Raw genomic sequence first — 25,772 nt, forward strand, 5'->3', positions numbered from 1 at the left:
GGTTCCGGACACCTGCCTACTTGGACTGGAGCGCGTCTGCCTGCTCAGCCAGGACCGTCAGCTCCACGCTGCCAGGCCGCTCAACGGTGCTCTCGATGGCCACCGCCGTGCCCTTGTGTGCGGACTCCAGGACGGATTCCATGACCTCCAGGGCGTGGTAGGCCAAGGCTCCGCCGGCCCTGGGCTCCATTCCCTGCGGGGTGGCGGCCAGGTCCGCGATGCCGAACCCGCGGCCGGAATCCACGTAGCCGGCGGACACGGGAAGGGTTTCCCAGTCCTCGGCGCCCAGGGAAAACAGCTGGACGTCGCCGTCGAAGTGGTTGGGGTCCGGTACCACCAGGGAGCCGCGCTCGCCGTGGATCTCGATGTTGGGGGATTTGGACTTCACGGCATCAAAGCTCATGAAGAGCGTCGAGAGCGCGCCGGATGCGTGGACCAGGACGCCGGTGACGTGGGAATCGATGTTCACGGGGACCTTCCCGCCCTGGCGCGGCCCCGAGCCGATGGTCCGCTCATTCCGCGTGTGGCTGGCCGCACCGATCACCGACACCACAGGGCCCAGCAGCGTCACGAGTGCCGTGACGTAGTAGGGGCCCATGTCCAGGAGGGGGCCGCCGCCGGGCTGGTAGTAGAAGTCAGGGTTGGGGTGCCAGCGCTCGTGGCCCGGCGTCACCATGGTGGCGGACGCCGCGATGGGTGCGCCGATCAGTCCGTCATCAATGGCTTTCCGGGCGGTCTGGATCCCGGTGCCCAGCACGGTGTCCGGTGCACAGCCGACGACGACACCTGCCTCCCGCGCCGCGTCCAGCACCCGGCGTGCTTCTTCGGTGGTGGCAGCCAGGGGTTTTTCGCCGTAAACGCTTTTTCCTGCGGCGATCGCCTTCAGTGCCACCTCTGCGTGGGCGGCGGGGATGGTCAGGTTCAGGACCAGGTCCACGTCCTCTGCGGAGAGCAGTTCGTCCACGGAGACGGCGCGGACGCCGTCGTAGTCATCCGCCACGGCCTGCGCACGTGCCGGATCCAGGTCCGCCACGGCCACCAGCTGGATCTGGTCCAGCCGGCGGAAGTTGGCGAGGTACTGCGCGATGATGGCTCCGCAGCCAACGATTCCGACTTTCAACGGCTTGCCCACAGCAGGCCCCTTTCGATGATGGTGCGTACGTTCCGGTCCTGGAGGATTTCCACGCGGTGCCCGGGGGTGGACACGAAGATCCGGCCTTTGCCCCACTGGCGGGTCCAGATGGCGGGGGATGTCACTTCGCGGTTCCAGGGGTCCCACTCGCGGACTTTTTGGGTGGTGGTGGCCAGGACGTCGATGTAGTCGTCCGACAGCACCCAGTACTGTTCGGTGATCAGGTCGAAGTCCTTGATGCCCTTGGTGATGGGGTGGTCGGCGGCGGCCGGCAGCATGTTGACGGTGTAGGGCACGTAGTTGTCCGACTGCTCACCGATGCACTCATCCGGGTGCTTGCCGGGGTGGCAGGCGAACTGGCCGCCGATCAGGTGCAGGTAGTCGGAGGTGTTCCGGTAGGAATCGGCGATCCCGCCGTGCCAGCCGGCCAGGCCGGTGCCGTTCTCCACGGCTGCCCGCAGTCCGGCGAATTCGTCCTTTTCGATGGTGGTCATGGTCATGCACTGCATGATGAGGTCCACCCCTGCCATGTAGGCGGCATCGGCGTAGACCTTCGGGGATTCCTCCACCCGGACGTCGTAGCCGTTGTCCTTGAGGTAGGGGATGAAGAGCTCTGTGGCCTCGTAGGGCTGGTGGCCGTCCCAGCCGCCGCGGACCACCAGGGCGTTCTTGCGTTCTGTCATTGGGGTTTCCTTTGGTTGGCTGCCGGCTTTTGCCGGCAAGGCGTGGGGTCAGCGGCTGGCGAAAGCGGCGTCGAAGGCCGCTGCCGGCGGGGCGATCCGGGCCAGGTCCTGGACCATGGCCAGCGCCTGCGGGGCCCCGATAAGCCGGTCCATGCCGGCGTCCTCCCACTCGATGCTGGTGGGGCCCTCGTAGCCGATGGCGTTCAGGGTCCGGAAGATCCGGTTCCACTGCACGTCCCCGTGCCCTGCCGTGACGAAATCCCAGCCGCGCCGGGGATCGGCCCAGGCCAGGTGCGAGCCCAGGCGGCCGTTGCGGCCGTCGAGCTGGCGGATGGACTCCTTGACGTGGACGTGGAAAATCCTGTCCGCGAAGTCCTGCAGGAACATGACGGGGTCCAGGTCCTGCCAGATGAAGTGGGAGGGGTCGAAGTTCAGGCCGAAGTTCTCCCGGTGTCCGATCGCCTCAAGGGTGCGCTTGGCGGTCCAGTAATCGTAGGCGATTTCGGACGGGTGGACTTCCAGGGCGAACCGGACACCCACCTCGTCGAAGACGTCGAGGATGGGGTTCCAGCGGTCCGCGAAGTCCTGGTAGCCGGCGTCGATCATTTCCTGGGAGGCGGGCGGGAACATGGCCACCGCCTTCCAGATGGAGGAGCCCGTGAAGCCGGTGACAGTCTTCACCCCCAGGCGGGCAGCAGCCCTGGCGGTGTCCTTCATGGCGTCCGCTGCCCGGCGGCGTACGCCTTCGGGCGCCCCGTCACCCCAGACCTCAGCGGACAGGATGCCCTGGTGGCGCTCATCGATGGGGTCGTCGCACACCGCCTGTCCGGTCAGGTGGTTGGCGATGGCGAACACCTTCAGGTTGTTCTTTTCGAGGATGTCCAGCCGGCCCTGGAGGTAGTTGTCATCCTCGGCCGCGCGGCGCGGGTCCAGATGGTCGCCCCAGCAGGCGATCTCCAGCCCGTCGAAGCCCCACTCGCCCGCGAGCCGCGCCACTTCCTCGAAGGGCAGGTCGGCCCACTGGCCGGTAAACAGCGTGATTGGTCGTGTCATGTCTATTCCTTGGATCGCTTGAAGCTGGTCGTTGCCGTGCCGAACCGCTGCTCAGACTTTTTGCCACTGGCTGGAATTTGCGGCACTGGACTCCACAGCGGCCAGGACCCGCTGCACCTGCAGGGCGTCGGCGAAGGACGGTTCCGGTTGGCGGGCTTCGCCGATGGCCGTGACGAGGTCCACCACCTGGTGGGTGAAGCCGTGTTCGTACCCCAGGCCGTGGCCGGTGGGCCACCAGTTTCCGACGTAGGGGTGCTCGGGCTCGGTGACGAAGATCTTCCGGAACCCGGCGTCGGGGGATTCGGCGGCGTCGTAGAAGGACAGGACGTTCATGTCCTCGAAGTCGAAGGCAACGGAACCCTTGGTGCCGTTGACCTCCAGCCGCATGGCGTTCTTCCTGCCCAGGGCGTAACGCGTGGCTTCAAAGACGCCGATCGCACCCGAAGCCGTGCCGCCGTCGAACTTTGCGCTGAAGATTGCCGCGTCATCAACCGTGACTTTTCCCCGCGGAGCATCGCTGCTGAGGTCGCCGTGCCCGCCGAGTCCCACCAGGTCGCCGGCCAGCGGGCGTTCCTGCACAAAGGTCTCCAGCAGGGCCGAGACCCCGCTGATGTTCAGGCCCGTAACCCACTGCGCGGCGTCGATGCTGTGTGCTCCGATGTCACCCAAGGAGCCGGATCCGGACTTGCTCTTGTCCAGCCGCCAGGTCATGGGGGCGTTGGCATCGCTGAGCCAGTCCTGCAGGTATTGGGCCCTGACATGGCGGATGCCGCCCAGCCTGCCCTGTTCCACGAACCGCTTGGCCAGCGCCAGCGCCGGAGTGCGGCGGTAGCTGAAGCCGCACATGGAGAAGACGCCGTTCTTCGCCGCGGTCTCCGCGGCGAGCGTCATCCGTTCGGCTTCCTCGACGGAGTTGGCCAGCGGCTTCTCGCACAGCACGTGCTTTCCGGCTTCAAGGGCGGCGATGGCAATTTCGGCGTGGGTGTTGCCGGGCGTGCAGATATCGATGAGGTCGATGTCGTCGCGCTCGATCAGGCGGCGCCAGTCCGTTTCAACCGATTCCCAGCCGAGCTTGTCTGCCGCGGAACGGACTCCCTCGGCATTCCTGCCCGCGACCGCGGTCAGCCGGGGCTGCAGGGGCAGGTCGAAAAACCGGGGTGCGGTCCGCCAGGCGTGGGAGTGGGCTGCACCCATGAAGGCGTAGCCCACCATGCCGACCCGCAGGGGTTGTGCGGTGGTCATGGAGATGTCCTTTCTTACTTGCTGAAGCCGGCGGTGAGGCCGCTCAACAGTTGACGGCGGGCGACGACGTATACCACCAGCAGGGGAAGGGTCGCCAGGACGACGGAGGCGAGAATGGCGGGGATGTTCACGCTGAACTCACCCTGGAAGGTCCACAGGGACAGCGGCAGGACCCTGGTTGCCGGGCTCTGCGTCAGGATCAGCGGGAAGAGGAAACCGTTCCAGACATGCAGGGCGTTGTAGATGCCGACGGTGATGACCGCCGGCTTGGTCATGGGGAGAGCGAGGCGCCACATCATGGCCCAGTCGGAACAGCCGTCCAGGCGCATCGATTCGAAAAGCTCATTGGGGACATCGCGCATGAAGTTGGACAGGATGAGGACGCTGACCGGGATGGCAAATGCCACGGACGGAAGGATCAGGGCCAGCAAGGTGTCATACATGTGCGCCCGGGTGATCATCCAGTAGATGGGGATGATGGTGGCGTGCAGGGGGATGGCCAGGCCAAGGAGGAACAGGTTGTTCGTCAGGCTCAGGAACCGGCCCTTGCCGCGGACGATCGCATACGCGGCCATGAAGGACACCAGCAGGGCAGGCAGGACCGTGCCCAGGGTGACGATCAGGCTGTTGGTGAAGTACCTGACGAAGTTGTTCTCCAGGACCAGCTTGTAGTTGTCCAGGGTGGGTTCCGTTGCCGGGAGCATGGGGTTGGAGGTGAAGAAACCAGCCTGGTTCTTGAAGCTGGTGATCACCACGTAATAGATGGGGACGATGATGATGGCCAGCCAAAGCCAGCCGCCCAGCCCGCCAAGGAGGTTTGGCCGCAGCCGCCCGGGTCCCTTGGTGCGGGTAACCGGTGCTGCGGTGATGCTGCCCGCCGGGGCCGGTGGGACGGGAAGTTGTGTTGTGGAGGCCATCAGGCACCTTCCAATTGGCTTGCGTTGCGGTTTTTGCCGCCCAACCGCTGGAGGATGAGCGCCAGGCCCAGTCCGATGACGACGAGAATGACTCCCAGGGCGCTCGCGGCGCCCATGTCGTTGGCCTTGAAACCCGTCAGGTACATGTGCAGCGGCAGCAGCCGCGTGCTGTAGCCGGGGCCGCCCCCGGTGAGCACGAAGATGAGGTCGAAGTAGGCGAGGCTGCCCACCACCATCAGGGTGGAGGACGTGATGATCGTGTACTTGAGCTGGGGCAGGGTGATGTTCCAGAACTGGCGGAAGCGTCCCGCGCCGTCGATTTCGGCGGCCTCGTACAGCGACGTGGGGATCTGGCGGACGCCGCCCTGGTAAATCAGCGTGTGGAAGGGAACGAACTGCCACGCAATCACGAAGACCACCACGAACAGGACCAAATCCGAGTTGCCAAGCCAGTCCTGGGCAAGGATGTGCAGGTTGAATCCGGGGCCCAGGCCGAAGTTGGGATCGAGCAGGGCCTTGAAGGCGATGGCAACGGCGGCGGACGAAAGCAGCAACGGCAGGAAATAGAGCACGGCGAGGGCGGCGCGGTACTTCTGGCCGCCGGCCGTGAACACGCCAAGCAGCAGGCTGATGGGCGCCTGGACGATGAATGAGAAGAACATGATCTTCCCGGTGACCACCAGGGCGTTGCCGGTGACCGGATCCGTGAGGACCGTGGTCCAGCTGGACAGGCCGTCCAGCTTGATCTCGCCCAAACCGTTCCAGCTGGTGAAGCTGAGGAGGACGACGCCGATCAGCGGGACGACAGCGAACGCCAGGAAGAAGACCAGGGCCGGGACTGCGAGCCATCCCGAGGGGCCCGCGTCGCGGACCCCCCGGTTGGCGGAACCAAGAGCCGTCATGGAACCTTACTTTCCGATCGTGGCGTTCATGGTGCTGATGAACTGGTCAGGGCTGATCTTCTTGAGGAAGATCTGGTCCAGGTTGGACAGCATGGCGTCACCCTGCGCGGGGCTGAGGGCCTGGTCCCAGGAGAGGGTGAAGCTGGGGGCGTTCTTGGCCAGGCCGTAGACGAAGGTCAGGAAGTCCTTGTCGGGTGAGGCGGCGAGTTTGTCTTCGATTCCCTTGACTACCGGGACGGCGCCGGAGCTAATCAAGGCATCTGTGTTGGCATCGGTGAACATGCCGTCCTTGACATAGTCCAGGGCGGCCTTCTTCTGGGCATCGGTCGCCTTGGCGGAGATGGACCAGAAGTTGGAGGGGTTGCCCACGACGTTCGTCGGGTCACCCTTGCCGCCCGAAACGGTGGGGAAGGTGGTGTATCCCAGCTTTCCACTCTTGACGAAGTCGGCGGCGTCCTTCTTCATGCCCTGGTAGATCCAGCCGCCCTGCAGGATCATGGCGGCCTTGCCGGTGTACATCAGGGCCTGGTCTGCGTTGCTGTCCGCCGCAACGGATGAGAAGCCGTTGATGAACCCGCCGGCGTCGGCCAGGTCCTGGATCTTGGTCAGCGCCTCTTTGACGGCGGGGTCGGACCAGGCTCCGGGCTTGTTGGCTGCGATGTTGGCGAAGACTTCGGGGCCGCCAATGCGCTCCACCAGGTACTCAAGCCACATCAGGTCCGGCCACTTGGACTGGCCGCCCAGCGAGAACGGGGCAACACCGGCTGCCTTGAACTTCGGCACCAGGGCCATCAGCTCATCCCAGGTCTTCGGCGGCTGGGCTCCCACCTTGTCGAAGACGTCCTTGTTGAAGTAGAGGACAACCGGCTGGACGTTGTTGTTCGGCAGTGCGTAGGTCTTGCCGTTTACTTCACCGTTCTTCAGCACTGAGGGAAGGTAACGGTCCTTGACCTGCGGGTTGTCCTTGATGAAGGTGGACAGGTCGTCAACCTGGCTGGCGTCGACGTACGACTTCAGGACTCCGCCGCCCCAGCCATAGATGAAGGTGGGGCCTTCGCCGGCGCCGACGGCGGTGCGGACTTTGGTCTTGTAGGCGTCGTTGGCGAAGAAATCCAGCTTGATGGACTTGTCCGGGTTGGCCTGGTTCCAGTCATCCACCGACTTCTGGAGCACCGGCTGGTTGCCGCCGGTGAGTCCCCACATGGTGGCCGAATCGCTGCTGACGTTTGAGCTGGCAGGACCTGACGAACCGCAGGCAGCGAGGCTGACTGCCAGTCCTGCTGCGGAAATTGCCAACGCTGCCGAGCGCAACTTTCGAATCTTCATTTCGCTTCCGTTCATCCTCCGGGCTCAACGCTGGGTCCCGGTAACGTGTGAAGCAGGCGTTTGCCTCGGCTCCGAGGCGGATGGCCCGCGTCAATTCGGTCAGTGGTCGTACCGCGCGGCTTTCGAAAGATTTCGAAACTTTACGAGCGGTGGTGCCAATCTAGCCGTGAGCCGGGTCACAGTCAAGAGTTGACCGTGCCGGGCTCAACCTGTCCCTACTGGTGATCAGTTGACGCCCTGAGGAAACGCGGGCAAGATGGCCGTAAGCGAAATGTTTCGAAAGAGTGGATGAGCCAGTGGCGAAGACTGCACGGCCGGCAAAGACAACCCTGGCAGCTGTTGCCTTGCAGGCGGGGGTTTCCACCCCCACAGTGTCCAAGGTGGTCAACGGCCGCGAAGATGTTGCGCCGGAGACCCGGGCCCGCATCCTGGCCGCCTTGGAGCAGGCGGGGTATCAATCACCCGTGCAGCGCCGTTCCGTGACGAGGACCAGCACGGTGATCGAGGTGGTGGTGGACGTCCTGACCTCCGCCTACACCACCGAGGTCCTGGACGGGATTCTGCAGTTCGCCGCTTCCGAGGATGTCGAGGTCCTGGTGAGCGTCACCCCACCCTCGACTCCGACGGTGCAGACCGCGGAGCGCCGCGCGCAGCGGATGGTCGACGAAGGCAGGGCGGGAATGATCGTGGTGACCTCGGCATTCAGCGAGGCGCAGATGCACGCTTTCCGGCGGCGCCGGATCCCGGTGGTGGTGATCGATCCGCTCAACCCGCCACCCGCGGACGTGGTCAGCGTAGGGGCCACCAACTGGGCGGGCGGCAAGGCCGCCACCGAACACCTGCTGGAACTGGGCCACCGGCGCATTGCCTACATCGGCGGTATTGAGCGGGCCGAATGCAACCAGGCGCGGCTCCACGGCTACATGGCGGCCCTTGCAGCCCATGGCCTCTCCGTGGATCCGCAGTACATCATTTCGGGCGGCAGGTTCCGCCGGGACAGCGGGGTGTCCGGGATGAAGGCGCTGCTTGGCCTCGAGAAGCGCCCCACGGCCATCTTTGCCGGAAGCGACAGCATCGCCCTGGGCGTGCTCAGCGAGGCGGCGCATTGCGGCTTGAAGGTTCCCGGGGACATCAGCCTCGTCGGTTTCGATGGCACCATCCAGGGCGAGGAATCCGTGCCGGCGCTCACGTCGGTGGCGCAGCCCCTTGAGGAGATGGGACGGGCTGCCCTGAGGTCGCTGCTGCGCCAGGCGCGCGGTGAAGTCCTCGATTCCCGCCGGGTGGAGCTGGCCACCCACGTGATTGTCCGCGAGTCCACCGCCCCTCCCCCGGCCTGAGTGCGGGGCGGGGCAACGCGTGGAACACAAAGCGGCGGCTGCCACCCCGTCCGAAGAGGACCGGGTGGCAGCCGCCGCTGGGGTGTGAAGCCTAGCGCTTGACCGCTTCCAGCTTCAGCATCTTGGCAATGACGCCGTCGAGTTCGGAGTCGTCGAAGATCTTCTTCCAGTCGTCCTTGATGATGGTGTCCTTGCCGTACTGGATGGCGATTTCGCAGGCCTCGGAGAACGGGTTGGACCCGCGCAGGGCGTTGGTCAGCGCGATCTGGACGTGGCCGAACAGCATGGCCTTGGCGGCTTCCTCGGGGACGCCGGCGGTGTGCACGGTCTCGTGCAGTGCCTCGTTGAGCAGGGCGCCGATCATGCAGGCCACCGTTTCCACGAGGGTGGGTTCGAGGATGGCGAGCTGCTTGACGGTGACCCAGTGGACGTCGATGACGGGGGCGTAGATGGTGCGGATGGTCGCCTCCGCAGCTGCCTTGGTGGCCTCCGGGGCGTCTTCGTCGATGGCGGCCACCACGTTCTGCGGGGCGCCCTGGCCGCCGAAGGTGTCGGCCCATTCTTCCTTGGTGGTGCGCTCCAGGAACACGGACGGGTGGCACGGGTGCGCTACCGCCTGCACGACGTCGTCGCGCTTGGCCAGCAGGCCGGCGTAGGCGGCGGCGGGGTCCAGGGTGAGGAGGATGGATCCGGCTTTCATCTGCGGGACCACGCCTTCTGACACGATGCCCAGGACGGTGTCCGGGACGGCGAGGATCACCACGTCGGCGCCCTTGACGGCGTCGTCCGTGGCGGTGATCTCGCGGCGCTCGGCGCGGACGCGCTCCTGGCCGGCGGGGGAGTTCTCGCTGTAGAAGACGGTGTGGCCGGACTTCTGGAGGTTCCGGGAAACCCGCAGCCCCATCTTGCCCCCGGCTCCGATGACGGCGACGGTCAAAGTTTCTGCTGACATTTCACTTGCTCCTTAGGTATTCGATGCTTTGCCGGGTCCACTGGTTTTCGAGCCGGATGGTTTCCGCCTCGGTGTCCTGCCAGGGCAGCCAGTGTTCGACGATTTGGTTGATGTTTCGTTCGTGCGGCCGGATCTTCCCGGCCATGTACCCGTAGTCGAGCAGGCCTTCGCCGAGTGGGGCGCCGGAGTAGGTGAATCCCACCCAGCCGTCCTTGCGGCTGAAGGCAAAGTCCTTGACGTGCATGTTCAGGACATGGGGTGCGACGGCGTCAATCACCTCACGCGGCATCTCCAGCGCCGCGACGGTGTTGGCGGGGTCGCTGCAGATCCCCAGGTGCGGGCTGTTCACGCCGTGGATCACGTCCAGGACCCGGGAGGTGGGGACCTGTTCGTAGGTTTCCACGGCGATCTTCACCCCTGCCGCCTCGAACTCGGGCAGGACCTCCTTGAAGATGGCCACCGCTTCCTCCGTGGTGGGGGTGTGGCCTGGGGTGTTGAACATGGTCCGCAGCAGCGGGGATCCTAGGATTTCCGCGATGTGCAGGAACTTCCGAAGGTGCTCCGGCCGGATCCCCTTGGTGCCCAGCTCAAGGCCGATGCCCAGCCGGTCCGCGGTATCCCGCACGGCCTGGAGTTGGGCGTCGGTCATGGCTTCCAGCGGTGCGTAGTCGCAGACCTGGAAGAGGTCAACGCCCAGTTCCGCCGTCCGTTCCAGGGCGTCATGGATGCTCAGTGGCGTGGAGACCTGGTCCGAGAGCTGCCAGAAGAAGGCGTAGCTGCTGAGGCCGATTCGTGAGGTCATGCCGCCACCTCCGCTGTTTCCAGCCGCGCCGCGGTTTCGTCCAGGATGGTCTTCAGCGCCTTCGGGTCGTGGGCGAAGCGGCCCAGGAACAAACCGGCGACGGCGGGATCCAGCTGGGTGATCAGGCCCGGTCCGGCACTGCCGCCGTAGATCACGCGGCTGGTGTCCTGGCCCGGGAGGCTGCGCAGGTGCGCGTCCAGTCCGGTGGTGACGGCGCTGATGTACTCCGGTGTGGCCGGTTCCGGGGCGCCGATGGCCCATTGAGGCTCGTAGGCGACGATGGTCCGGCCGGCGGGCGCCAGGGACGACGCGCGGTTCAGTGCGGCGTCGATCTCCGCCGTGCACTGGGCGACGGCCTCCTCCACGGACCCCTGCTGCAGTTCACCGACGCACAGGACGGGGGTCAGCCCGTTGCGGTAGGCGGCTGCGGTCTTCAGCCCGATGGTCCGGTGGTCCTCGCCGAAGATCCGGCGGCGTTCTGCATGGCCCACCTCGGCGTACCGGCCGCCGAGTTCGGCGATGGTCCTGCCGCCCACCTCGCCGGTGTAGGCGCCTTCGTCTTCCCAGAAGATGTCCTGGGCGCCGGCGGCGGCACCGGCGGGGCCCAGGATCCTTGCGGCCTCCGGCAGTGCCGGCAGGACGGGCAGGACGAAGAGCTCGATGTCGCCGCTTTGCACTGCCGGATGGGCGAAGGCGATGGATGCGACGTCGCGGCAGTAGTCCACCGAGCGGGCGTAGCCGAAGTACATCTTCAGGCTGACGCCGATGATGGCTTGGGGGTTCTTAGCAGGAAGTGACACCCTCGTAGTCCTTAATCAGGGCGACCTTCTCCGCCGAGGCGGAGCTTTCGTCGAACGTGTAGGTGAGCCATTCCTTCGCCAGCCGGCGGGCGAGCTCCAGGCCGACGACACGCTGGCCGAAGGTGAGGACCTGGGCGTTGTTGCTCAGGATGGCGCGCTCAACGGAGAAGGAATCGTGCGCGGTAACGGCGCGGACGCCCGGAACCTTGTTGGCGGCGATCGCGACGCCGAGGCCGGTGCCGCAGACCAGCAGGGCCCGGTCGGCCTTGCCCGCGGCGATGAGTTCGGCGGCGGCGATGGCAACTGACGGGTAGGGGGTGTGGCTACTGGCGTCCACCCCGACGTCGGTCACGGATTCGACCAGTTCGGAGGCTTCCAGGTCGGCCTTCAGGGCTTCCTTGTAGTCGAAACCGGCGTCGTCGGCTCCAATGACCAGGCGCAGTTTGGCGCTCATGCGTTCTCCTTGATGGTGGTGTTCTGGCTGAGGGTGTTGTGGATGGCACGGACGATCAGGGCCATGGACACGGCGCCGGCGTCAGGGGTGCCCAGGCTTTTCTCGGCGTGGGGCCGGGCCCGGCCCATCAGGGGCAGCAGGTTGGCGGTGTCCTCGGCAGCCTGCTGGGCAGTGGTGGCTGCAACGTCCCAGGCATCGGCCAGGGACTTTCCGCCCTCCACACCGGCGGTCAGGGCATCCCGGAACGGAACCAGCACGTCCACCAAGGTCTTGTCGCCCACCTTGGCCTTGCCAAAGTCCATGATCGCGGCGGCGGCGCCTGCCACGCCGGCGGCGACAGCACCGGCGTCGGGCGCTTTGCTGTCACCCACGGCATCGCCTACCGCACGCAGGGCCATGCCCCACAAGGCGCCGGATGTGCCGCCGGCCTTGTCGGCCCAGGCATCGGCGGCGAAGTACAGGGTGGTGGCAGCGCCGGCACCGCGGCCGACGGCGTCTGCCGCGGCTTGCACGGCCGCGCGGACGCCGCGCTCCATGCCGATGCCGTGGTCGCCGTCTCCGGCGATCGCATCGATCCGGCCCAGTTCGGCGGCGTTGGCGTCCACCACATCCTTGGCGGCGCCAAGCGCCGCGAGGACACGGCACGCACCGGCCTGGGATTCAGCGGTTGCCTCCGGGACCGAAAGTTCGACGTCGGCCGTCTCGCCTGCCGTCTCCTCCAGCGCTCCGGCGGTGACGGCGCCGCGGCGGAAAGCCGGGGCGTCGGCGGGGGCGTTCCAGAGGGCCTCCAACTCGTCGTCGAGCCAGAAGAGGGTCAGGGAGGTGCCGGCCATGTCGAAGCTGGTGACCAGCTCGCCCACCTGCGGGTCCACCGCCTCCAGGCCTGCCTCAGCCAGCAGCTGGGCCACGCGCCGGTACACCACGAAGAGCTCTTCGTATTTGACGCTGCCCAGGCCGTTGAGGATGGGGACTAGGCGGGCGCTGGTGGCCTCAATGCCGTCGGGCACTTCGGTGAGGAGCTTGCCAACGAGCAGTTCGGCGAGCTCATCCGCCGTCGGAATGTCTGTTTCTCCAATGCCCGGCTCACCGTGGATGCCCATGCCCACCGCCATCCGGCCCTCGGGAACGGAGAACAGCGGTGTTTCGGCGCCTGGGAGGGTGCAGCCGGTGAAGGCGACGCCGAAGGAGCGGGTGCGGTGGTTGGCGCGTTCGGCGATCTCCATCACCGCATCCATGCCGTAGCCGGCCTCCGCGGCAGCGGCCGCTACCTTGAAGACGGTGAGGTCTCCGGCGATGCCGCGGCGCTTGGTGTGCTCTTCGATCGGGGCAGAGGAAACGTCGTCCGTGACGGCGATGCTGCGGCAGTCGATGCCTTCCCTGCGGAGCTTTTCCTTGGCCTGGGTGAAGTGGAGGACGTCACCGGCGTAGTTTCCGTAACCAAGCAGCACGCCGGTGCCGTTGTGGGCGGCCCTGGCCACGTTGTAAACCTGCTGGGCCGACGGCGATGCGAAAAGGTTGCCCATGGCGGCGCCGTGAGCCAGGCCCTGGCCCACGAGTCCGGCGAAGGCCGGGTAGTGGCCGGAGCCGCCGCCAATAACCAGTGCCACCGTGTCCGGGGTGCTCTTGGTGTTGCGGACAACGCCTCCGGAAACACGCCTCACCCAGCGTCCGTGTGAGGCGACGAAGCCTTCGATCATTTCGTCAGCGAAGGCTGACGGTTCGTTGAACAGGCGGGTCATGGGAAAAGCTCCTGGGCCTAGCTGGGGAAGGGTCTGTGGGCAGTGGTTGGTGTGGGGGCGCCTTCGGGCAAGGAAGGCGCCCCCGGGTTTTACGGTGCGTTGCCGCTCAGGGCTCGGCGTGCTGGCCGGCGCCGGCCGGATCCAGGGCCTCGGACCGGATGCCCTCCGTGACGCGGCCGGAACGGCTCAACGCCACCATCAGGACGGCGGACAGGAGCATGAAGCCGCCCACCACGAACATCGGCACGGTGTAGTCGCCTGTCCAGTCCTTGAGCCAGCCGGTGATGTAGCCGGCGCTGAAGCCTGCCAGGTTGCCCACGGTGTTGATCAGGGCGATGCCGGCTGCCGCTGCCGCACCGGTCAGGAACTGCGTGGGGACCGTCCAGAAGTTGGGCAGCGCGGCGAAAATGGCCATGGCCGTGATGGTGATGACGGCGATGGTGGCTGCCGGGCTTCCCGCAAAGAGTGCCAGCGGGATGCTCAGTCCACCCACCAGGGCCGGTACTGCGATGTGCCAGGTCTTGACGCCGCGCTTGGTGGCGTCCTTGGACCAGAAGTACAGGGCGATGGCTGCCGGCAGGTACGGGATGGCGGTGATCAGGCCCTTTTGGAAGACGTCGAACTTGGTGCCGTAGACGCCTTCGAAGCCGGAGATGATGGTCGGCAGGAAGAAGCCGAGGGCGTAAAGGCCGTAGATGAAGCCGAAGTAGATCAGGGAGAGCATCCAGACGCGGCCGTTGCCGAAGACGGTGCGTACGCTGACGTGCTTGTTGCCCGCGGCGGTTTCGTTCTTTTCCTTCTCCAGCGCGCCGGTCAGCCAGGTCTTTTCCTCGGCGCTGAGCCACTTGGCCTTGGCGGGGGAGTCGGCCAGGTAGAACCAGGAAACGATGCCGATGAGGATGGCGGGGATGGCAACGCCGAGGAACATCACGCGCCAGCCTTCGAGCCCGAAGAGGCCGTGCTGCTGGATGAGGATGCCGGCCAGCGGGGCGCCGATGACGGTGGTCAGCGGCTGGGCCAGGTAGAACAGGGCCAGGATCTTGCTGCGGTGCCTGGCGGGAACCCAGAGGCTCAGGAAGAGGATGGCGCCGGGGAAGAATCCGGCTTCGGCCACGCCCAGGATGAAGCGCAGGATGTAGAGCTGCTCAACGTTGGCCACCCAGGTGAACAGCAGGGAGACGATGCCCCAGCTGACCATGATGCGGGCCAGCCAGCGGCGGGCTCCGAACTTGTGGAGCGCCAGGTTGGAGGGGACCTCCAGCAGGATGTAGCCGATGAAGAAGACGCCGGAGGCGAAGCCGAACTGGGCGGCGTTCAGGGCCAGGTCCTTGTTCATGCCGTTGGGGCCGGCGAAAGAGATGGCGGTGCGGTCGAGATAGTTGATGAAGAACATCAGCGCGACGAACGGGACAAGCCTGATCGCCACTTTCCTGATTGCGGATTTTTCGACCACCGATTGTGTGGTGTCCACGTTGACTCCTAGATGTTGGTGTCCCGGCCGCATCCGTCACTGGAGGCGTGGGGCTGTCTCATGTGCACGCGGGCTTGGGGTTCCGCGGCGGCTGAAGCTGTGAGTTCCACCATAGGACTGAAACAAGAATTGGTCAACCGGTTGACTGGTTCCCGTCCGATGACAATCCCGTAGGTGGTCCTCTGGGGCCGTCCGGCGTGGTCAACCAGTTGTTACGCTTGGGTGGTGTCCGTAGAATCCGCCGCCGCGACGGCCAAGATCAGTGCCGCCCTGGGCTCTCTGGGGCAGGGTTCAGTGGTGTCGGAAGTGGCCGAGCGCCTGCTGGCCTTTTTCACCAGCGGTGATATTGCCCCGGGAACCAGGCTCCCTGCCGAGCGCACGCTGGCCGCCTCCCTTGGCGTTGGCCGGTCAGCGGTGCGGGAGGCCCTCGCTGCGCTGGAAATCCTTGGCATCGTGGTGGTCCGGCCGGGATCCGGCACTTATCTTCGGGACGGCGTCTCGGAGCTTCTGCCCCGCACCCTGAGCTGGGGCATGATGCTGGGCGCCCCACGCACGCGCGAACTCGTGGAACTGCGCAGCGGACTCGAGGTGCAGGCCGCTCAACTGGCCGCAGGGCGCATCACCGACGAGGCGCTGGAGCGGATGCGCTCAAACCTGGACACGATGGAACGCACGCTTGACGACCTTACGGCCTTCGTTGAGGCCGACGCCTCGTTCCACCGCGAAATCGCCGCGGCTTCCGGGAACCAGGTGCTCCAGGAACTCCTGCAAAGCATCCGCTCGTTGCTGCGGATCTGGGTGGACCGGGCCCTCACGGACGAAGGGCATGCTGCTGCCGCGCTGAAGGAGCACACCAAAATCTACGAAGCGCTGGCTGCCCGGGATGCCGGTGCCGTGACGGCAACCATGAGCTCCCACATGGAGACAGCTACCCGGCGCCTGCTGGCGGGATTCGACGCCGCCCAGTAGGCCGGGGCGTCAGGCGGGCTTTCCCGCCAGCTGTTCGCGGCCAGGTTTCCCGGTGGTGGCCGGGCACGGCCCCACTGACCCGCGCCGCACCAGGGTTGCCGTGAACTGTGCGGGAGCGGTGGGCGGGAGCCCCTCCATTTGCCGGATCAACGCCTTCGCTGCCGCGACTCCCATGTTGTAGACGGGCTGGGCGATGACCGTGAGGGGCGGGGTTGTCAGCCTGGTCCACGCAAAGTCGTCGTACATCAGGAATGAAACATCCGCTGGAATGGACAGGCCCAGTTCCTGGATCGCTTCCACAACGCTGAGGGCGATGAGGCCGTCGGACGCCACCGCGGCCGTGGCCCGGTCCGGACCCCTGAGCACTTCCCGGGTAATGCTGCGGATGGAGTCTTCATCGCCCGCGTTCAACCGGACCAGGTCCTCCGGAAAAGCCAGCCCGGATTCCAGGAAGGCCTCCCGCATGCCTTCGATACGGTCGGCAATCTGTGAGGACTCCAGCGTCATTCCGGGGGTGTACGGGGCATTAGTCCTCAACGTGGAAATGAAGGCGATCCGGCGGTGGCCCGCATCCAGCAGGTACCGCGTAGCCTCGCGCGAAATCCGCGCCATGTCCACGGCCATGGTCTCAACCGGCATGTCCCCGGCAGTGCGGTCGATGAAGACCATGGGCCGGCCTGACCGGTGCACCTCCTGGAGGTGTCCGGTGTCCACCGAGGACGCAGGAGCGACGATCAGCCCGTCCACGCGCTTGTCCAGCAGCACCCGCACTGCGTCCACTTCCGCCTCGCGGTCTTCGTCGGTATTGACCAGGATGACGTTGTAGCCGGCCTTCTTTGCCGTGTCCGTGATGCCCCGGGTTGCCAGTCCGAAGTGGGGGTTTTCGATGTCACCCACCACCACGCCGATGGTGTGCGATTTGCCCGTGTTCATGCTGCGCGCAAGCTCATTGGGCCGGTAGGAAAGGGCCTCCGCCGCGGCCTGGACGCGCTCGCGGACGTCGTCGCTGACGGCGCCGTAATTGCCCAACGCGCGGGCTGCCTGGGCCTTGGAGACCTGGGCTGCCTTTGCGACGTCTGCAACGGTGACGTCCCGCCGCCGTGCTCCTTCAGCGCTCATCTTCACCTTTCGAAGAGGCTGTTGACGCCCCCTGTGACTTCCGCTACATTTCTATCCATCGATGTGAGTCCGGTCTCAATCTTAGGGTGTGAGACCGGACTCAACAAGAGCATCGGCGACTTTCTTCGGCGGCCCTGACAGCACCGCCTCCCTCCCAACGATTGGACAACGCTGTGAAGAAAAAGAACCTCCGCCCGGCCGGAATCGCCGCCGCAGCACTGGCTGCGGTCCTGGCGCTCTCCGGCTGCAGCTCCACCTCCGCCGCTTCCACCACTGAGAACAACCCTTACGGCCTGATCCAGCCGGGCACCATCCGCGTGGCCAGCCTGGGCGACTCCAAGCCGTACACCTTCGCCGACGCGTCCGGTAATTTCACCGGCTTCGACGTCGAACTGTTCAAGGATGTGGCCCATCGGGCCGGTGTGGACAACGTGGTCTTCACCGGACAGGACTTTTCCGGCCTCCTGGCCGCAGTGGCCAACGGGCAGTTCGACGCCGGGGTGGCCGCGATCGGCATCACGGACAAGCGGAAGGAAACCGTGGACTTCTCGGACGGCTACCTGGCCGGTTACCTGACGGTGATCACCACCAAGACGTCGGGCATCACAAGCGCTGAGGGCCTGGCCGGCAAGCGCCTGGGCGTGGTCCAGGGAACCCTGCAGGAAGCGTACGCCGTCAAGAACTTCACCTCGGCCAGCCTGGTCCGCTTCCCGGACAACAACACCGCCATCGCGGCCGTGAACAGCGGCAGCGTGGACGCCCACTTCCTGGATTACGAGGCAGCGAAGGCCTACGAGGACCAGCACGGCCTGGTCAGCGCCGCGGACATCCCGTCCTTCGACGCTCCGGCCGGGTTCGCCGTCGCCAAGGGCAAGACCGCCTTCAAGGAAGCCCTGAACAAGGGCTTGGCCGCAGCCATGGAGGACGGCACCTGGAAGAAGCTCTACCAGAAATGGTTCCCGGGCTCCCCGATGCCCAAGCAGTACCTGCCCAAGGCCGAACAGGCCGCCTCCGCCTCACCCGCGCCCAGTAAGTAGCCCGCGCGCACCAGCCCTCCGGCTGCACTGCCGGGGCGGGCCCCGCTGGCCGCGGCCCGCCCCGGCACCTCCACCCAATCTACGTCTGAGAGCAACCATGGACTGGTTCAACACCATCATCCGTACTTTCTTCGACTTCGGCGCTATGGCCGAGGTCCTGCCCCAACTGTTGGCGGTCGGCCTGCTGAACACGCTGATCATCTCCATCGCCGCCACCGTCCTTGGCACGGTGCTGGGGATGGTGGTGGCCGTCATGGGCATCTCACCCTCGAAATGGCTGCGGGTTCCGGCCCGGATCTACACCGACCTTTTCCGGGGCCTGCCGGCCATCCTGACCATCCTGCTGATCGGCCAGGGCTTCGCCCGGCTCAGCCAATCGATCTTCGGGCCGTCCCCTTACCCGCTGGGCATCATCGCACTGAGCCTGATCGCCAGCGCCTACATCGGCGAGATCTTCCGCGCCGGCATCCTCAGCGTGGACAAGGGCCAGGGCGAGGCCTGCCGCGCCCTGGGGATGAGCTACGCCAAGTCCATGGCCCTGGTGGTGGTGCCCCAAGGCGTACGCCGGGTGCTTCCGGCCCTGGTGAACCAGTTCATCGCGATCGTCAAGGACTCCTCCCTGGTGTACTTCCTGGGCCTGCTGGTCACCGAACGCGAACTCTTCCGCGTGGGCCAGGACGCCGCCGTGCTCTCCGGCAACCTCTCACCTCTGGTCGCGGCAGGCCTGTTCTACCTGGTCATCACCGTCCCGCTGACGCACCTGGTAAACCACTTCGACAACAAGTTCCGCACCGGACGCCGCCGGGCCGCGCCACCCACCAGCGGGCTGAAGGAAGTCAAGGAACTCGACGCGGCCTCGCCGCTCACCACCGGGAGCAACACATGAACACCCCCACGCAAAACACCACCACAGCAGGCCGCATCGGGGCCCCGACCTTCCACGGTTCCAGCCTGGAACTGCACAACGTCACCATGGCCTACGGCGACATCGACGTCCTGCGCAACGTCAGCCTCACGGTCGCCCCCGGAACCACCACCTGCATCATCGGCCCCTCCGGCTCCGGCAAATCCACCCTGCTGCGGGGCATCAACCGCCTCCACGAACCCAAAAGCGGCGACGTGCTGCTCGCCGGCGACAGCACCCTGGGCACCAACCCGGACACCCTGCGCACCCGCATCGGCATGGTCTTCCAGCACTTCAACCTCTTCCCCGACCACACCGCGGAAGAAAACGTTGCCCTGGCCCTCTGGGCCGTCAAGGGCATGCCCAGGGCCCAGGCCATGGATCGCGCCCGCCAACGCCTGGCCGAAGTAGGCCTCGCCGAACGCGCCGACCACCGCCCCCGCGATCTCTCCGGCGGCCAGCAGCAGCGCGTCGCCATTGCCCGCGCCCTGGCCATGGAACCCGAAGTCATGCTCTTCGACGAAGCAACCAGCGCCCTGGACCCCGAGTTGGTCAAGGGCGTCCTGAACCTCATGGCGGGCCTGGGCCGCCGCGGCATGACCATGCTGGTGGTCACCCACGAAATGGGCTTCGCCCGCAAAGTTGCCGACCAGGTGGTCTTCATGGACGAAGGTGAAGTGGTCGAAGCAGGCACTCCCACCCAACTCTTCGACAACCCCCGCAGCGAACGCCTCCAGCGCTTCCTTTCCGAGGTGCTCTGATGGGTACGGTTCCCGCTGCACCCATCCGGACCGCCGTCGTCGGCTTTGGGATCTCCGGAAAGGTCTTCCACGCGCCGCTGATCGCGGCCAACCCGGATTTTTCGCTCGACGTGATCGTGACGGCCCGGCCCGGGCGCGCGGCCGAGGCGGCACGCCTCTACCCACGGGCACGGATCGTTGGAACTCCGGAAGAGCTTTTCGCCCTGTCCGCGGACCTGGACCTGGTCATCCTGGGCACCCCGCCGCACACCCACTTCGGACTGGCCGCGACGGCCATCGCCCACGGCCTGCACGTGGTGGTGGACAAGCCGTTCGTGCCCACGTCCGCCCTGGGTGGGGAACTGCTCAGCAGGGCGGACGACGGCGGGGTGCGGCTTACGGTGTTCCAGAACCGCCGGTGGGATGCAGACTTCCTTACCCTCCGGAAGATCCTGGCCTCGGGAGCGCTGGGGCAGGTCAGCAGCTTCGAATCACGGTTCGAGTGGTGGCGGCCGGAAGGGTTTGGGAACTGGCGGGACACCGTGTCCCTTGCCGAGGGCGGCGGCATCCTGCACGATCTCGGCGCCCACCTGATCGACCAGGCCATCCAGCTGTTCGGACCGGTGGAACGGAGCTACGGCGAGACGGCCAACCGCGGGCCGCATCCGGACGCTGCCGACACTGAGGCCTTCGTGTCACTGCTGCACACCTCGGGAGTCCGTTCACGGCTCTGGATGAACGGCATGGCCGCACAGGCGGGTGCCCGCTTCCACGTCCTCGGCTCCGAGGCCGGGTACACCAAGTGGGGTCTTGACGGCCAGGAACCTGCCCTCGCAACGGGTATGCCGCCGTCGGATCCGGCATATGGCCTCGATCCCCAGGAGTCTTGGGGGCTCCTGGGCATCGATGGTGCAACGTCCCCCGTTCCTGCCGAACGCGGCGCCTACCCGCAGTTTTACGTGCAACTGGCCGCAGCCCTGCACGGGGAGGGGCCGCTGCCCGTCGACCCCGCCGGCCCCCTCGAAGTACTGAAAGTCATCGAGGGGATCCACGCCCTGGCCTGAGGTTCCCCCCAACTCTTCCCCATGACGCACCGTTCGCGTCCAACCCAGAACCACGAATTCCACAGAAAGGGACACCAATGTCCTCTGTTACAGCTACCAAGCGCGTCGCCATCATCGGCGGCGGCATCCTGGGCGTCTCCACCGCCGTGCACCTGCTCCGCGAAGGCGCCTCCGTGATCCTCCTGACCGAGCGCGGCCTGGCCAGCGAAGCCAGCGGCCGTTCCCTGTCCTGGCTCAACTCCGCTGGCGAACGGTCCACCCCGTACCACCAGCTCCGGGTGGCCGGCGTTGACCGCTACCGCACGCTCTTCGCCTCCAACCCCCGCCGGGAGTGGCTCCAGTTCGGCGGCGGCCTCATGTGGAACGCGGACGGGCAGGCTGAAGCGACCGAGGCGCGGCACGCTTACGAGAAGTCCATCGGTTACGACTCCAAACTGCTGGCTCCGGAAGAGATTGCAACAGCCACTCCCGGTATCGATTCCAGTGCCGTGCCGGACAACGCCATCTTCAACCCCGGCGAAGGCTGGGTCAGCCTTCCGGACCTGATCGACTTCCTGATGGAGGAGTTCCACTCCCGTGGCGGCGAACTGGTCCTCAATGCCGGCAAGGCCTCCGTCATGGTGGAGGGCGGCCGCACCACCGGCGTGGAGACCTCGTCCGGCGGGACCTACCCGGCCGACGCCGTCCTGGTGGCGTGCGGGGCAGCGACGCCCGCCGTCGTCCAGCCCCTGGGCGTGCACATCCCCAATGGTTCGCCGGTGTCCATGCTGGTGGTGACCAAACAGGTGCAGCACGACGTCACCGCCGTGATGAACACCCCGCGCGCCGCGCTCCGGCCCAACCCCGGCGGCACGTTCGCGCTGGACCACGACTGGTACGAGGAACACATCACCGAGCACGCGGACGGTTCCTTCACCGTCCCGGAAGAAGTGGTGCAGGAACTGGCTGATGAAGCCTCCAGGCTGGTTGCCGGCAATCCGGAACTCAAGCCGGCCTCCTGGAAGATGGGCTACAAGCCGATCCCCGGTGACGGCGAACCCGTCCTGGGCGAACTCGGCCAGGTGCCGGGCTGCTTCGTTGCCTTCACGCACTCCGGTGCCACCCTGGGCCTTATCGCCGGCGAACTTCTTGCCGGTGAAATCCTGACGGGCCGGAAGCACCCCATGCTGGCGACGTTCCGGCCGGGGCGGTTCTCCTAGGTCATGCGCGAAGGAGCGGGACCGCAGACGTGCGGCCCCGCTCCTGGACGCGCCGAAAGTCAGGCGCCCAAATGCCCCGTAAGGCGGCGGTGGAAGCCGGTGCTGCGCTCATCGAGGCCTTCAATGGCCACCGCGGCGCCGTGGTGCCCGTACTTGGTTTCGATGGAGTCCAGGGCCGCCACTGTTGACGCGTCCCAGATCTGGGCGCGGCTAAGGTCGATGGTCACCGAGGCGGGATCGTCGGCGTACGCGAAATGCTCCACGAGGTCATTGCTGCTGCCGAAGAACAGCGGCCCCACCACCTCGTAACGCACGCTTCCGCCGTCGTCCGCCAGGTTCCGCTCGACGGTGATGACGTGGGCCACCCGGCGGGCGAACAGCACCATCGCCAGGATGACGCCCACCAGCACTCCGTAGGCCAGGTTGCCCGTGAAGACCACGACGGCCACCGTGACGCCCATGACGATCGTCTCCGGCAGCGGCATCCGCTTGAGGGTGGACGGCCTGACGCTGTGCCAGTCCACCGTGGTGACGGCCACGACCATCATCACCGCGGCCAGGGCCACCATGGGGATCTGCCCCATGATCGGGCTCAGCCCCGTCACCAAGGCCAGCAGGAACACCCCGGCCACAACCGTTGATATGCGGGTCCGCGCCTGGCCGGTCTTCACATTGAGGACGGTCTGGCCGATCATGGCGCAGCCGGCGATGCCGCCGTAGAACCCGGCGAGGATGTTCGAGACGCCCAGGCCCCAGGACTCGCGGCCCTTGTGCGAGGGCGTCTCAGTGATGTCATCGACCAGTTTCGCCGTGAGGAGGGTTTCCATGAGGCCGACGAACGCCACGCTCAGCGCCGTGGGCAGGACCAGCTTGAAGGTCTCAACATCAAGCGGAACCAGGAACGGGGTGAATCCCGGCATCTGGCCGGTCAGGGGCCCCTCGTCGGCGACGTTGGGAACAGCAAGGCCCGCAAGGATGGCGATCGCCGTGACGACGACGATGGCCACCAGCGGTGACGGGACCACCTTGGTGAAGCGGGGGAGGACGAAAATAATGGCCAGCGTCAGGGCAAACAGGACGTAGGCGAGCCAGGGGACACTGAGGACATGGGGCACCTGCGCCATGAAAATCAGCACACCCAGGGCGTTGACGAACCCGATCATCACTGATCGCGGGATGAACCGCATCAGGCGGGCAAGCCCGGCCAGGCCAAAGACCACCTGGATCACCCCTGCAAGCAGCACCGTGGGCAGGACGTACTGGACACCGTGCTCGTGCACCAGCGGTGCGATGACCAGGGCCACGGAGCCCGCAGCCGCCGTCACGACGCCGGGCCGTCCGCCAAGGATGGACATCGCCAGGGCAAGCACGATGGAGGCGACAAGGCTGACCATCGGATCCACCCCGGCCACGATCGAGAACGAAATGACCTCCGGGACGAGCGCGAGGGTGGTGACCATGCCGGCGAGGACTTCGCGGGTCAGCTGCCGCGGAGAGCGCAGCGCGGCCATGACGGTGTTCGGCTGCCGGGTGGGGCGGGGGCGGTCGGCGACGGCCAAGGAGCGGCTCCAGGGACTTGGCTCTCAGGAAAGAGCGGGTGGGCAACGTTGTGCGCGCCACGGTGCGCAAGGGTCCAGCCCTGCCATGGAAGACAATTGGGGTGGAGAGAAAAGCGCCGGTGACTGCCGGCTGCGCATGCAACACTACCCTAACGTGAGGGTTGAGCCGGATGGGTGACGTGATGGTGAAAGAGATGACCGCCGAAGAAGTGGTGGCCACAATGCATATCGGCGAACTCGCGGACCGTTCGCAGATGTCCCTGCGCACCATCCGCCACTACGACGAGGTGGGCCTGCTCAAACCGTCCGGCCGCACCGACGGCGGATTCCGCCTCTACACCGAGCGCGATTTCGCGCGCCTGCTGCTGATCCGCAGGATGAAACCGCTGGGGTTCACGCTCGAAGCCATGGCCGGGCTCCTGAAGGTCATTGACGCCTTGGAAGCGGCCGCGCCGGGCGAGGATGTTACGGCCATCAGGACTGAGTTGAACGGTTTCATTGAAGAAGCAGCGCGGCGCCGTGCGAAGTTGGAGGAACAACTCGGCATGGCCGACGAGTTCCTGGCGCTGCTGCGCGCTCGGTAGGGGACCCGCCGCTGTTGCCAAACTGTGCCTTGCCGCGCGGCCATGGCCCCGGGGCAGCAGTAAGCACGGCTGATAAAATGACCGGGTTGCAGGGCGGCCCAGGGAGCCGGTGCAACCAGTGCCGTAACAAAGTAGGGGACCACACAATCATGACGGCAGGCGGGTCACACCTTGAGACGTCGGAGAGCCGGCCGGGCAAACCGGTCGACGCCTCCGCGCCCGCCAGGGGCCGCGCCTACCTCGCCACCATCGAAGGTTTCATCGGCGCCCTCATGATGTTTGTCGGCTCCATCGGCACGGGCTGGATCGCCAACGGCTCGCCCATGATCCGCCAGCCGGTGGTCATCGCGCTCCGCACCGAGGGGTGGGGTGTTGCCGTATCCACCGTGCTGCTGACGGCCGGCGCCATGCTCCTGATGCGCTCCTGGCTGAGGCTGGGCCAGCGGCTGGGGGACTGGGGGCAGTCGTCGCTGCGGTCCGTGGTGGTGGCCATCTCCGCCTGGTCCCTGCCGCTGCTGTTCTGCGTCCCGGTCTTTTCCCGCGACGTCTACGCCTATACCGGCCAGGGACGCCTGGTCCAGGAGGGCCAGAACCCGTATGAGGTGGGCATTTCCACCCTCAACAACTGGTTTTCGCTGGGCGCCGACCCCGCCTGGGCCGAGAACCGGACCCCCTACGGGCCGTACTTCCTGTGGCTGGCGCGCGCCGTCGTGGGGCTGACCGGTGCCCAGCCCGACGCGTCAGTCCTGCTCTTCAGGCTCCTGGCCGGCGTCGGCGTCCTGCTCTGCGTCATCTACGTCCCCAAGCTGGCCGAACTGCACGGCATCAACGGTGCACGGGCCCTCTGGATCTCCGTGGCCAACCCGTTGTTCCTCATCAGCTTCATCGCCAGTGCCCACAACGACGCACTCATGGTGGGGCTCGCCGTCGCCGGTGTCTACCTGGCCGCCACCCGCCGCTACCTGCTGGGCATCCTCCTGGTCACCGCCTCCATCGGCATCAAGCCCATCACCGTGCTGCTGCTGCCGTTCATCGGGGTCATGTGGGCGGGCCCCTCTGCTTCGTGGCCGCGCAAGTTCCTGATGTGGGGAGCGACGGCGGGCATCAGCTTCGGCGTGCTGGCCCTCAGCGGCATCCCCTACAACCTGGGCATCGGCTGGACCTGGGCCATCATGGACCCAACCCCCGGCTACACGGGGTACTCGCCGTCGGGCTTCCTGGGCCAGCAGGTGGAGATGCTCGCCAACGCCCTGGGCCTGCCCGGGGGAACGCTGGCCACCTGGCTGAGGACGGCCATGAAGTGGGCCGCCATCGCCCTGGTCCTGCTGCTCATGTTCCGTGGCGACTACTCCCGGGCGGTGCGCCGGATGGCCTTGGCGTTCACCGCCGTGGTGATGCTCTCACCCATCATCCAGCCCTGGTACATCCTGTGGTTCCTGCCGTTCCTGGCCGTCACCGGCATCCGGGACGACTGGCAGATCCGCTCGCTGTACGTGGGCGTGACGTTCTTCGTGGTGTTCGGCGCGCAGGACCAGCTCTCGGTCTGGTCCTTCGTGGCACTGCCCATCGACGCGTCGTCCCTGGCGTTCTTCACTGCCCTGGCCTTCACGTTCTACCTGCTGGTGCTGGACGTCCACACCCGGAAACTGCTCATCGAGGGAAAGCCCCTGGACCTGGCCCGGCGCGGGTGGCAGTGGGCCGTGGAACGGCGGGCGGCACGCCGCACCCGCGCACCCCAGGCCCCAACCGCCGTCGACCGGTCCGAAAGCCGCTAGCCGGGCGGCCGG

At 66.4% G+C, this 25,772-nt stretch carries 24 protein-coding genes; 9 read left to right on the plus strand and 15 right to left on the minus strand.

Annotated features, from left to right (window positions below; translation table 11 throughout):
- Nucleotides 1-16: 16 nt before the first annotated feature.
- From PUN51_RS13990 to PUN51_RS14020, 7 genes are read right to left on the minus strand one after another with little or no spacing between them, the layout of a single operon-like run.
- A complete protein-coding gene (locus PUN51_RS13990) occupies nucleotides 17-1,132 on the minus strand; it encodes a Gfo/Idh/MocA family protein (protein ID WP_159634897.1) in 1,116 nt (371 codons plus the stop codon).
- Nucleotides 1,117-1,815 carry a ThuA domain-containing protein gene (locus PUN51_RS13995; RefSeq protein ID WP_275181352.1) on the minus strand — a complete coding sequence of 233 codons (699 nt, stop codon included), beginning with the start codon at nucleotides 1,813-1,815 and terminating at the stop codon, nucleotides 1,117-1,119. The genes PUN51_RS13990 and PUN51_RS13995 overlap by 16 nt, the downstream gene beginning before the upstream one ends.
- A 48-nt stretch (nucleotides 1,816-1,863) precedes the next feature.
- Nucleotides 1,864-2,868, minus strand: coding sequence for a sugar phosphate isomerase/epimerase family protein (locus tag PUN51_RS14000; RefSeq protein ID WP_275181353.1), 1,005 nt, complete (start codon nucleotides 2,866-2,868; stop codon nucleotides 1,864-1,866).
- 51 nt (nucleotides 2,869-2,919) lie between these two features.
- Complete coding sequence (locus tag PUN51_RS14005) at nucleotides 2,920-4,110, minus strand: Gfo/Idh/MocA family protein (protein WP_275181354.1); 1,191 nt, start codon at nucleotides 4,108-4,110, stop codon at nucleotides 2,920-2,922.
- A 14-nt stretch (nucleotides 4,111-4,124) separates the two neighbouring features.
- Nucleotides 4,125-5,027: a carbohydrate ABC transporter permease gene (locus PUN51_RS14010; protein WP_275181355.1), complete on the minus strand. Its 903-nt coding sequence runs from the start codon at nucleotides 5,025-5,027 to the stop codon at nucleotides 4,125-4,127.
- Nucleotides 5,027-5,929, minus strand: coding sequence for a carbohydrate ABC transporter permease (locus PUN51_RS14015; RefSeq protein WP_275181356.1), 903 nt, complete (start codon nucleotides 5,927-5,929; stop codon nucleotides 5,027-5,029). The genes PUN51_RS14010 and PUN51_RS14015 overlap by 1 nt, the downstream gene beginning before the upstream one ends.
- A 6-nt stretch (nucleotides 5,930-5,935) precedes the next feature.
- Complete coding sequence (locus PUN51_RS14020; RefSeq protein WP_275181357.1) at nucleotides 5,936-7,255, minus strand: extracellular solute-binding protein; 1,320 nt, start codon at nucleotides 7,253-7,255, stop codon at nucleotides 5,936-5,938.
- Nucleotides 7,256-7,551: 296 nt separating this feature from the next.
- Here PUN51_RS14020 and PUN51_RS14025 point away from each other — a divergent pair, with 296 nt between their 5' ends.
- Nucleotides 7,552-8,592, plus strand: coding sequence for a LacI family DNA-binding transcriptional regulator (locus PUN51_RS14025; RefSeq protein WP_275181358.1), 1,041 nt, complete (start codon nucleotides 7,552-7,554; stop codon nucleotides 8,590-8,592).
- A 91-nt stretch (nucleotides 8,593-8,683) separates the two neighbouring features.
- Here PUN51_RS14025 and PUN51_RS14030 read toward each other — a convergent pair whose 3' ends face one another.
- The 6 genes from PUN51_RS14030 to PUN51_RS14055 all read right to left on the minus strand — a co-directional run bounded on the left by PUN51_RS14030 (nucleotide 8,684) and on the right by PUN51_RS14055 (nucleotide 14,810).
- Complete coding sequence (locus tag PUN51_RS14030) at nucleotides 8,684-9,544, minus strand: phosphogluconate dehydrogenase C-terminal domain-containing protein (RefSeq protein WP_275181359.1); 861 nt, start codon at nucleotides 9,542-9,544, stop codon at nucleotides 8,684-8,686.
- Between the two features lies 1 nt (nucleotide 9,545).
- On the minus strand, nucleotides 9,546-10,346 hold the full coding sequence (locus tag PUN51_RS14035; RefSeq protein WP_224024031.1) for a sugar phosphate isomerase/epimerase family protein: 801 nt from the start codon (nucleotides 10,344-10,346) through the stop codon (nucleotides 9,546-9,548).
- On the minus strand, nucleotides 10,343-11,146 hold the full coding sequence (locus PUN51_RS14040) for a triose-phosphate isomerase family protein (RefSeq protein ID WP_275181360.1): 804 nt from the start codon (nucleotides 11,144-11,146) through the stop codon (nucleotides 10,343-10,345). The genes PUN51_RS14035 and PUN51_RS14040 overlap by 4 nt, the downstream gene beginning before the upstream one ends.
- Entirely contained in the window at nucleotides 11,130-11,600 is a 471-nt protein-coding gene (locus PUN51_RS14045) for a ribose-5-phosphate isomerase (RefSeq protein ID WP_224024035.1), read from the minus strand. Before PUN51_RS14045 ends, PUN51_RS14040 begins: the two co-directional genes overlap by 17 nt.
- On the minus strand, nucleotides 11,597-13,339 hold the full coding sequence (locus PUN51_RS14050) for a dihydroxyacetone kinase family protein (RefSeq protein WP_275181361.1): 1,743 nt from the start codon (nucleotides 13,337-13,339) through the stop codon (nucleotides 11,597-11,599). The genes PUN51_RS14045 and PUN51_RS14050 overlap by 4 nt, the downstream gene beginning before the upstream one ends.
- Before the next feature lie 106 nt (nucleotides 13,340-13,445).
- Complete coding sequence (locus tag PUN51_RS14055; RefSeq protein WP_224024039.1) at nucleotides 13,446-14,810, minus strand: MFS transporter; 1,365 nt, start codon at nucleotides 14,808-14,810, stop codon at nucleotides 13,446-13,448.
- Between the two features lie 225 nt (nucleotides 14,811-15,035).
- Here PUN51_RS14055 and PUN51_RS14060 point away from each other — a divergent pair, with 225 nt between their 5' ends.
- Nucleotides 15,036-15,779: a FadR/GntR family transcriptional regulator gene (locus PUN51_RS14060; protein WP_224024041.1), complete on the plus strand. Its 744-nt coding sequence runs from the start codon at nucleotides 15,036-15,038 to the stop codon at nucleotides 15,777-15,779.
- A gap of 9 nt (nucleotides 15,780-15,788) precedes the next feature.
- Here the strand turns inward: PUN51_RS14060 and PUN51_RS14065 are convergent, their stop codons facing one another.
- Nucleotides 15,789-16,898 carry a LacI family DNA-binding transcriptional regulator gene (locus tag PUN51_RS14065; protein ID WP_275181362.1) on the minus strand — a complete coding sequence of 370 codons (1,110 nt, stop codon included), beginning with the start codon at nucleotides 16,896-16,898 and terminating at the stop codon, nucleotides 15,789-15,791.
- Nucleotides 16,899-17,071: 173 nt separating this feature from the next.
- On the opposite strand from PUN51_RS14065, the gene PUN51_RS14070 reads away from it, so the two are divergent.
- The 5 genes from PUN51_RS14070 to PUN51_RS14090 all read left to right on the plus strand — a co-directional run bounded on the left by PUN51_RS14070 (nucleotide 17,072) and on the right by PUN51_RS14090 (nucleotide 21,842).
- Nucleotides 17,072-17,935: an ABC transporter substrate-binding protein gene (locus PUN51_RS14070; protein WP_275181363.1), complete on the plus strand. Its 864-nt coding sequence runs from the start codon at nucleotides 17,072-17,074 to the stop codon at nucleotides 17,933-17,935.
- A gap of 97 nt (nucleotides 17,936-18,032) precedes the next feature.
- Nucleotides 18,033-18,821 (plus strand): amino acid ABC transporter permease, encoded by a 789-nt coding sequence (locus tag PUN51_RS14075; RefSeq protein WP_159634867.1) that lies wholly within the window; start codon nucleotides 18,033-18,035, stop codon nucleotides 18,819-18,821.
- Nucleotides 18,818-19,600: an amino acid ABC transporter ATP-binding protein gene (locus tag PUN51_RS14080; RefSeq protein ID WP_275181364.1), complete on the plus strand. Its 783-nt coding sequence runs from the start codon at nucleotides 18,818-18,820 to the stop codon at nucleotides 19,598-19,600. The genes PUN51_RS14075 and PUN51_RS14080 overlap by 4 nt, the downstream gene beginning before the upstream one ends.
- Entirely contained in the window at nucleotides 19,600-20,643 is a 1,044-nt protein-coding gene (locus tag PUN51_RS14085) for a Gfo/Idh/MocA family protein (protein WP_275181365.1), read from the plus strand. Before PUN51_RS14080 ends, PUN51_RS14085 begins: the two co-directional genes overlap by 1 nt.
- Before the next feature lie 77 nt (nucleotides 20,644-20,720).
- Nucleotides 20,721-21,842: an NAD(P)/FAD-dependent oxidoreductase gene (locus PUN51_RS14090; protein WP_275181366.1), complete on the plus strand. Its 1,122-nt coding sequence runs from the start codon at nucleotides 20,721-20,723 to the stop codon at nucleotides 21,840-21,842.
- Nucleotides 21,843-21,901: 59 nt separating this feature from the next.
- On the opposite strand, the gene PUN51_RS14095 is transcribed toward PUN51_RS14090, so the two are convergent.
- Nucleotides 21,902-23,353: a SulP family inorganic anion transporter gene (locus PUN51_RS14095; RefSeq protein WP_275181464.1), complete on the minus strand. Its 1,452-nt coding sequence runs from the start codon at nucleotides 23,351-23,353 to the stop codon at nucleotides 21,902-21,904.
- A 230-nt stretch (nucleotides 23,354-23,583) separates the two neighbouring features.
- On the opposite strand from PUN51_RS14095, the gene PUN51_RS14100 reads away from it, so the two are divergent.
- Both PUN51_RS14100 and mptB read left to right on the plus strand, forming a co-directional pair.
- Nucleotides 23,584-23,985 carry a MerR family transcriptional regulator gene (locus PUN51_RS14100; RefSeq protein ID WP_201302543.1) on the plus strand — a complete coding sequence of 134 codons (402 nt, stop codon included), beginning with the start codon at nucleotides 23,584-23,586 and terminating at the stop codon, nucleotides 23,983-23,985.
- A 77-nt stretch (nucleotides 23,986-24,062) separates the two neighbouring features.
- Complete coding sequence (gene mptB, locus PUN51_RS14105; RefSeq protein ID WP_275181367.1) at nucleotides 24,063-25,760, plus strand: polyprenol phosphomannose-dependent alpha 1,6 mannosyltransferase MptB; 1,698 nt, start codon at nucleotides 24,063-24,065, stop codon at nucleotides 25,758-25,760.
- The last annotated feature ends 12 nt before the right edge of the window (nucleotides 25,761-25,772 follow it).

The sequence above is a fragment of the Arthrobacter sp. NQ4 genome, assembly GCF_029077345.1.
GTDB lineage: Bacteria > Actinomycetota > Actinomycetes > Actinomycetales > Micrococcaceae > Arthrobacter.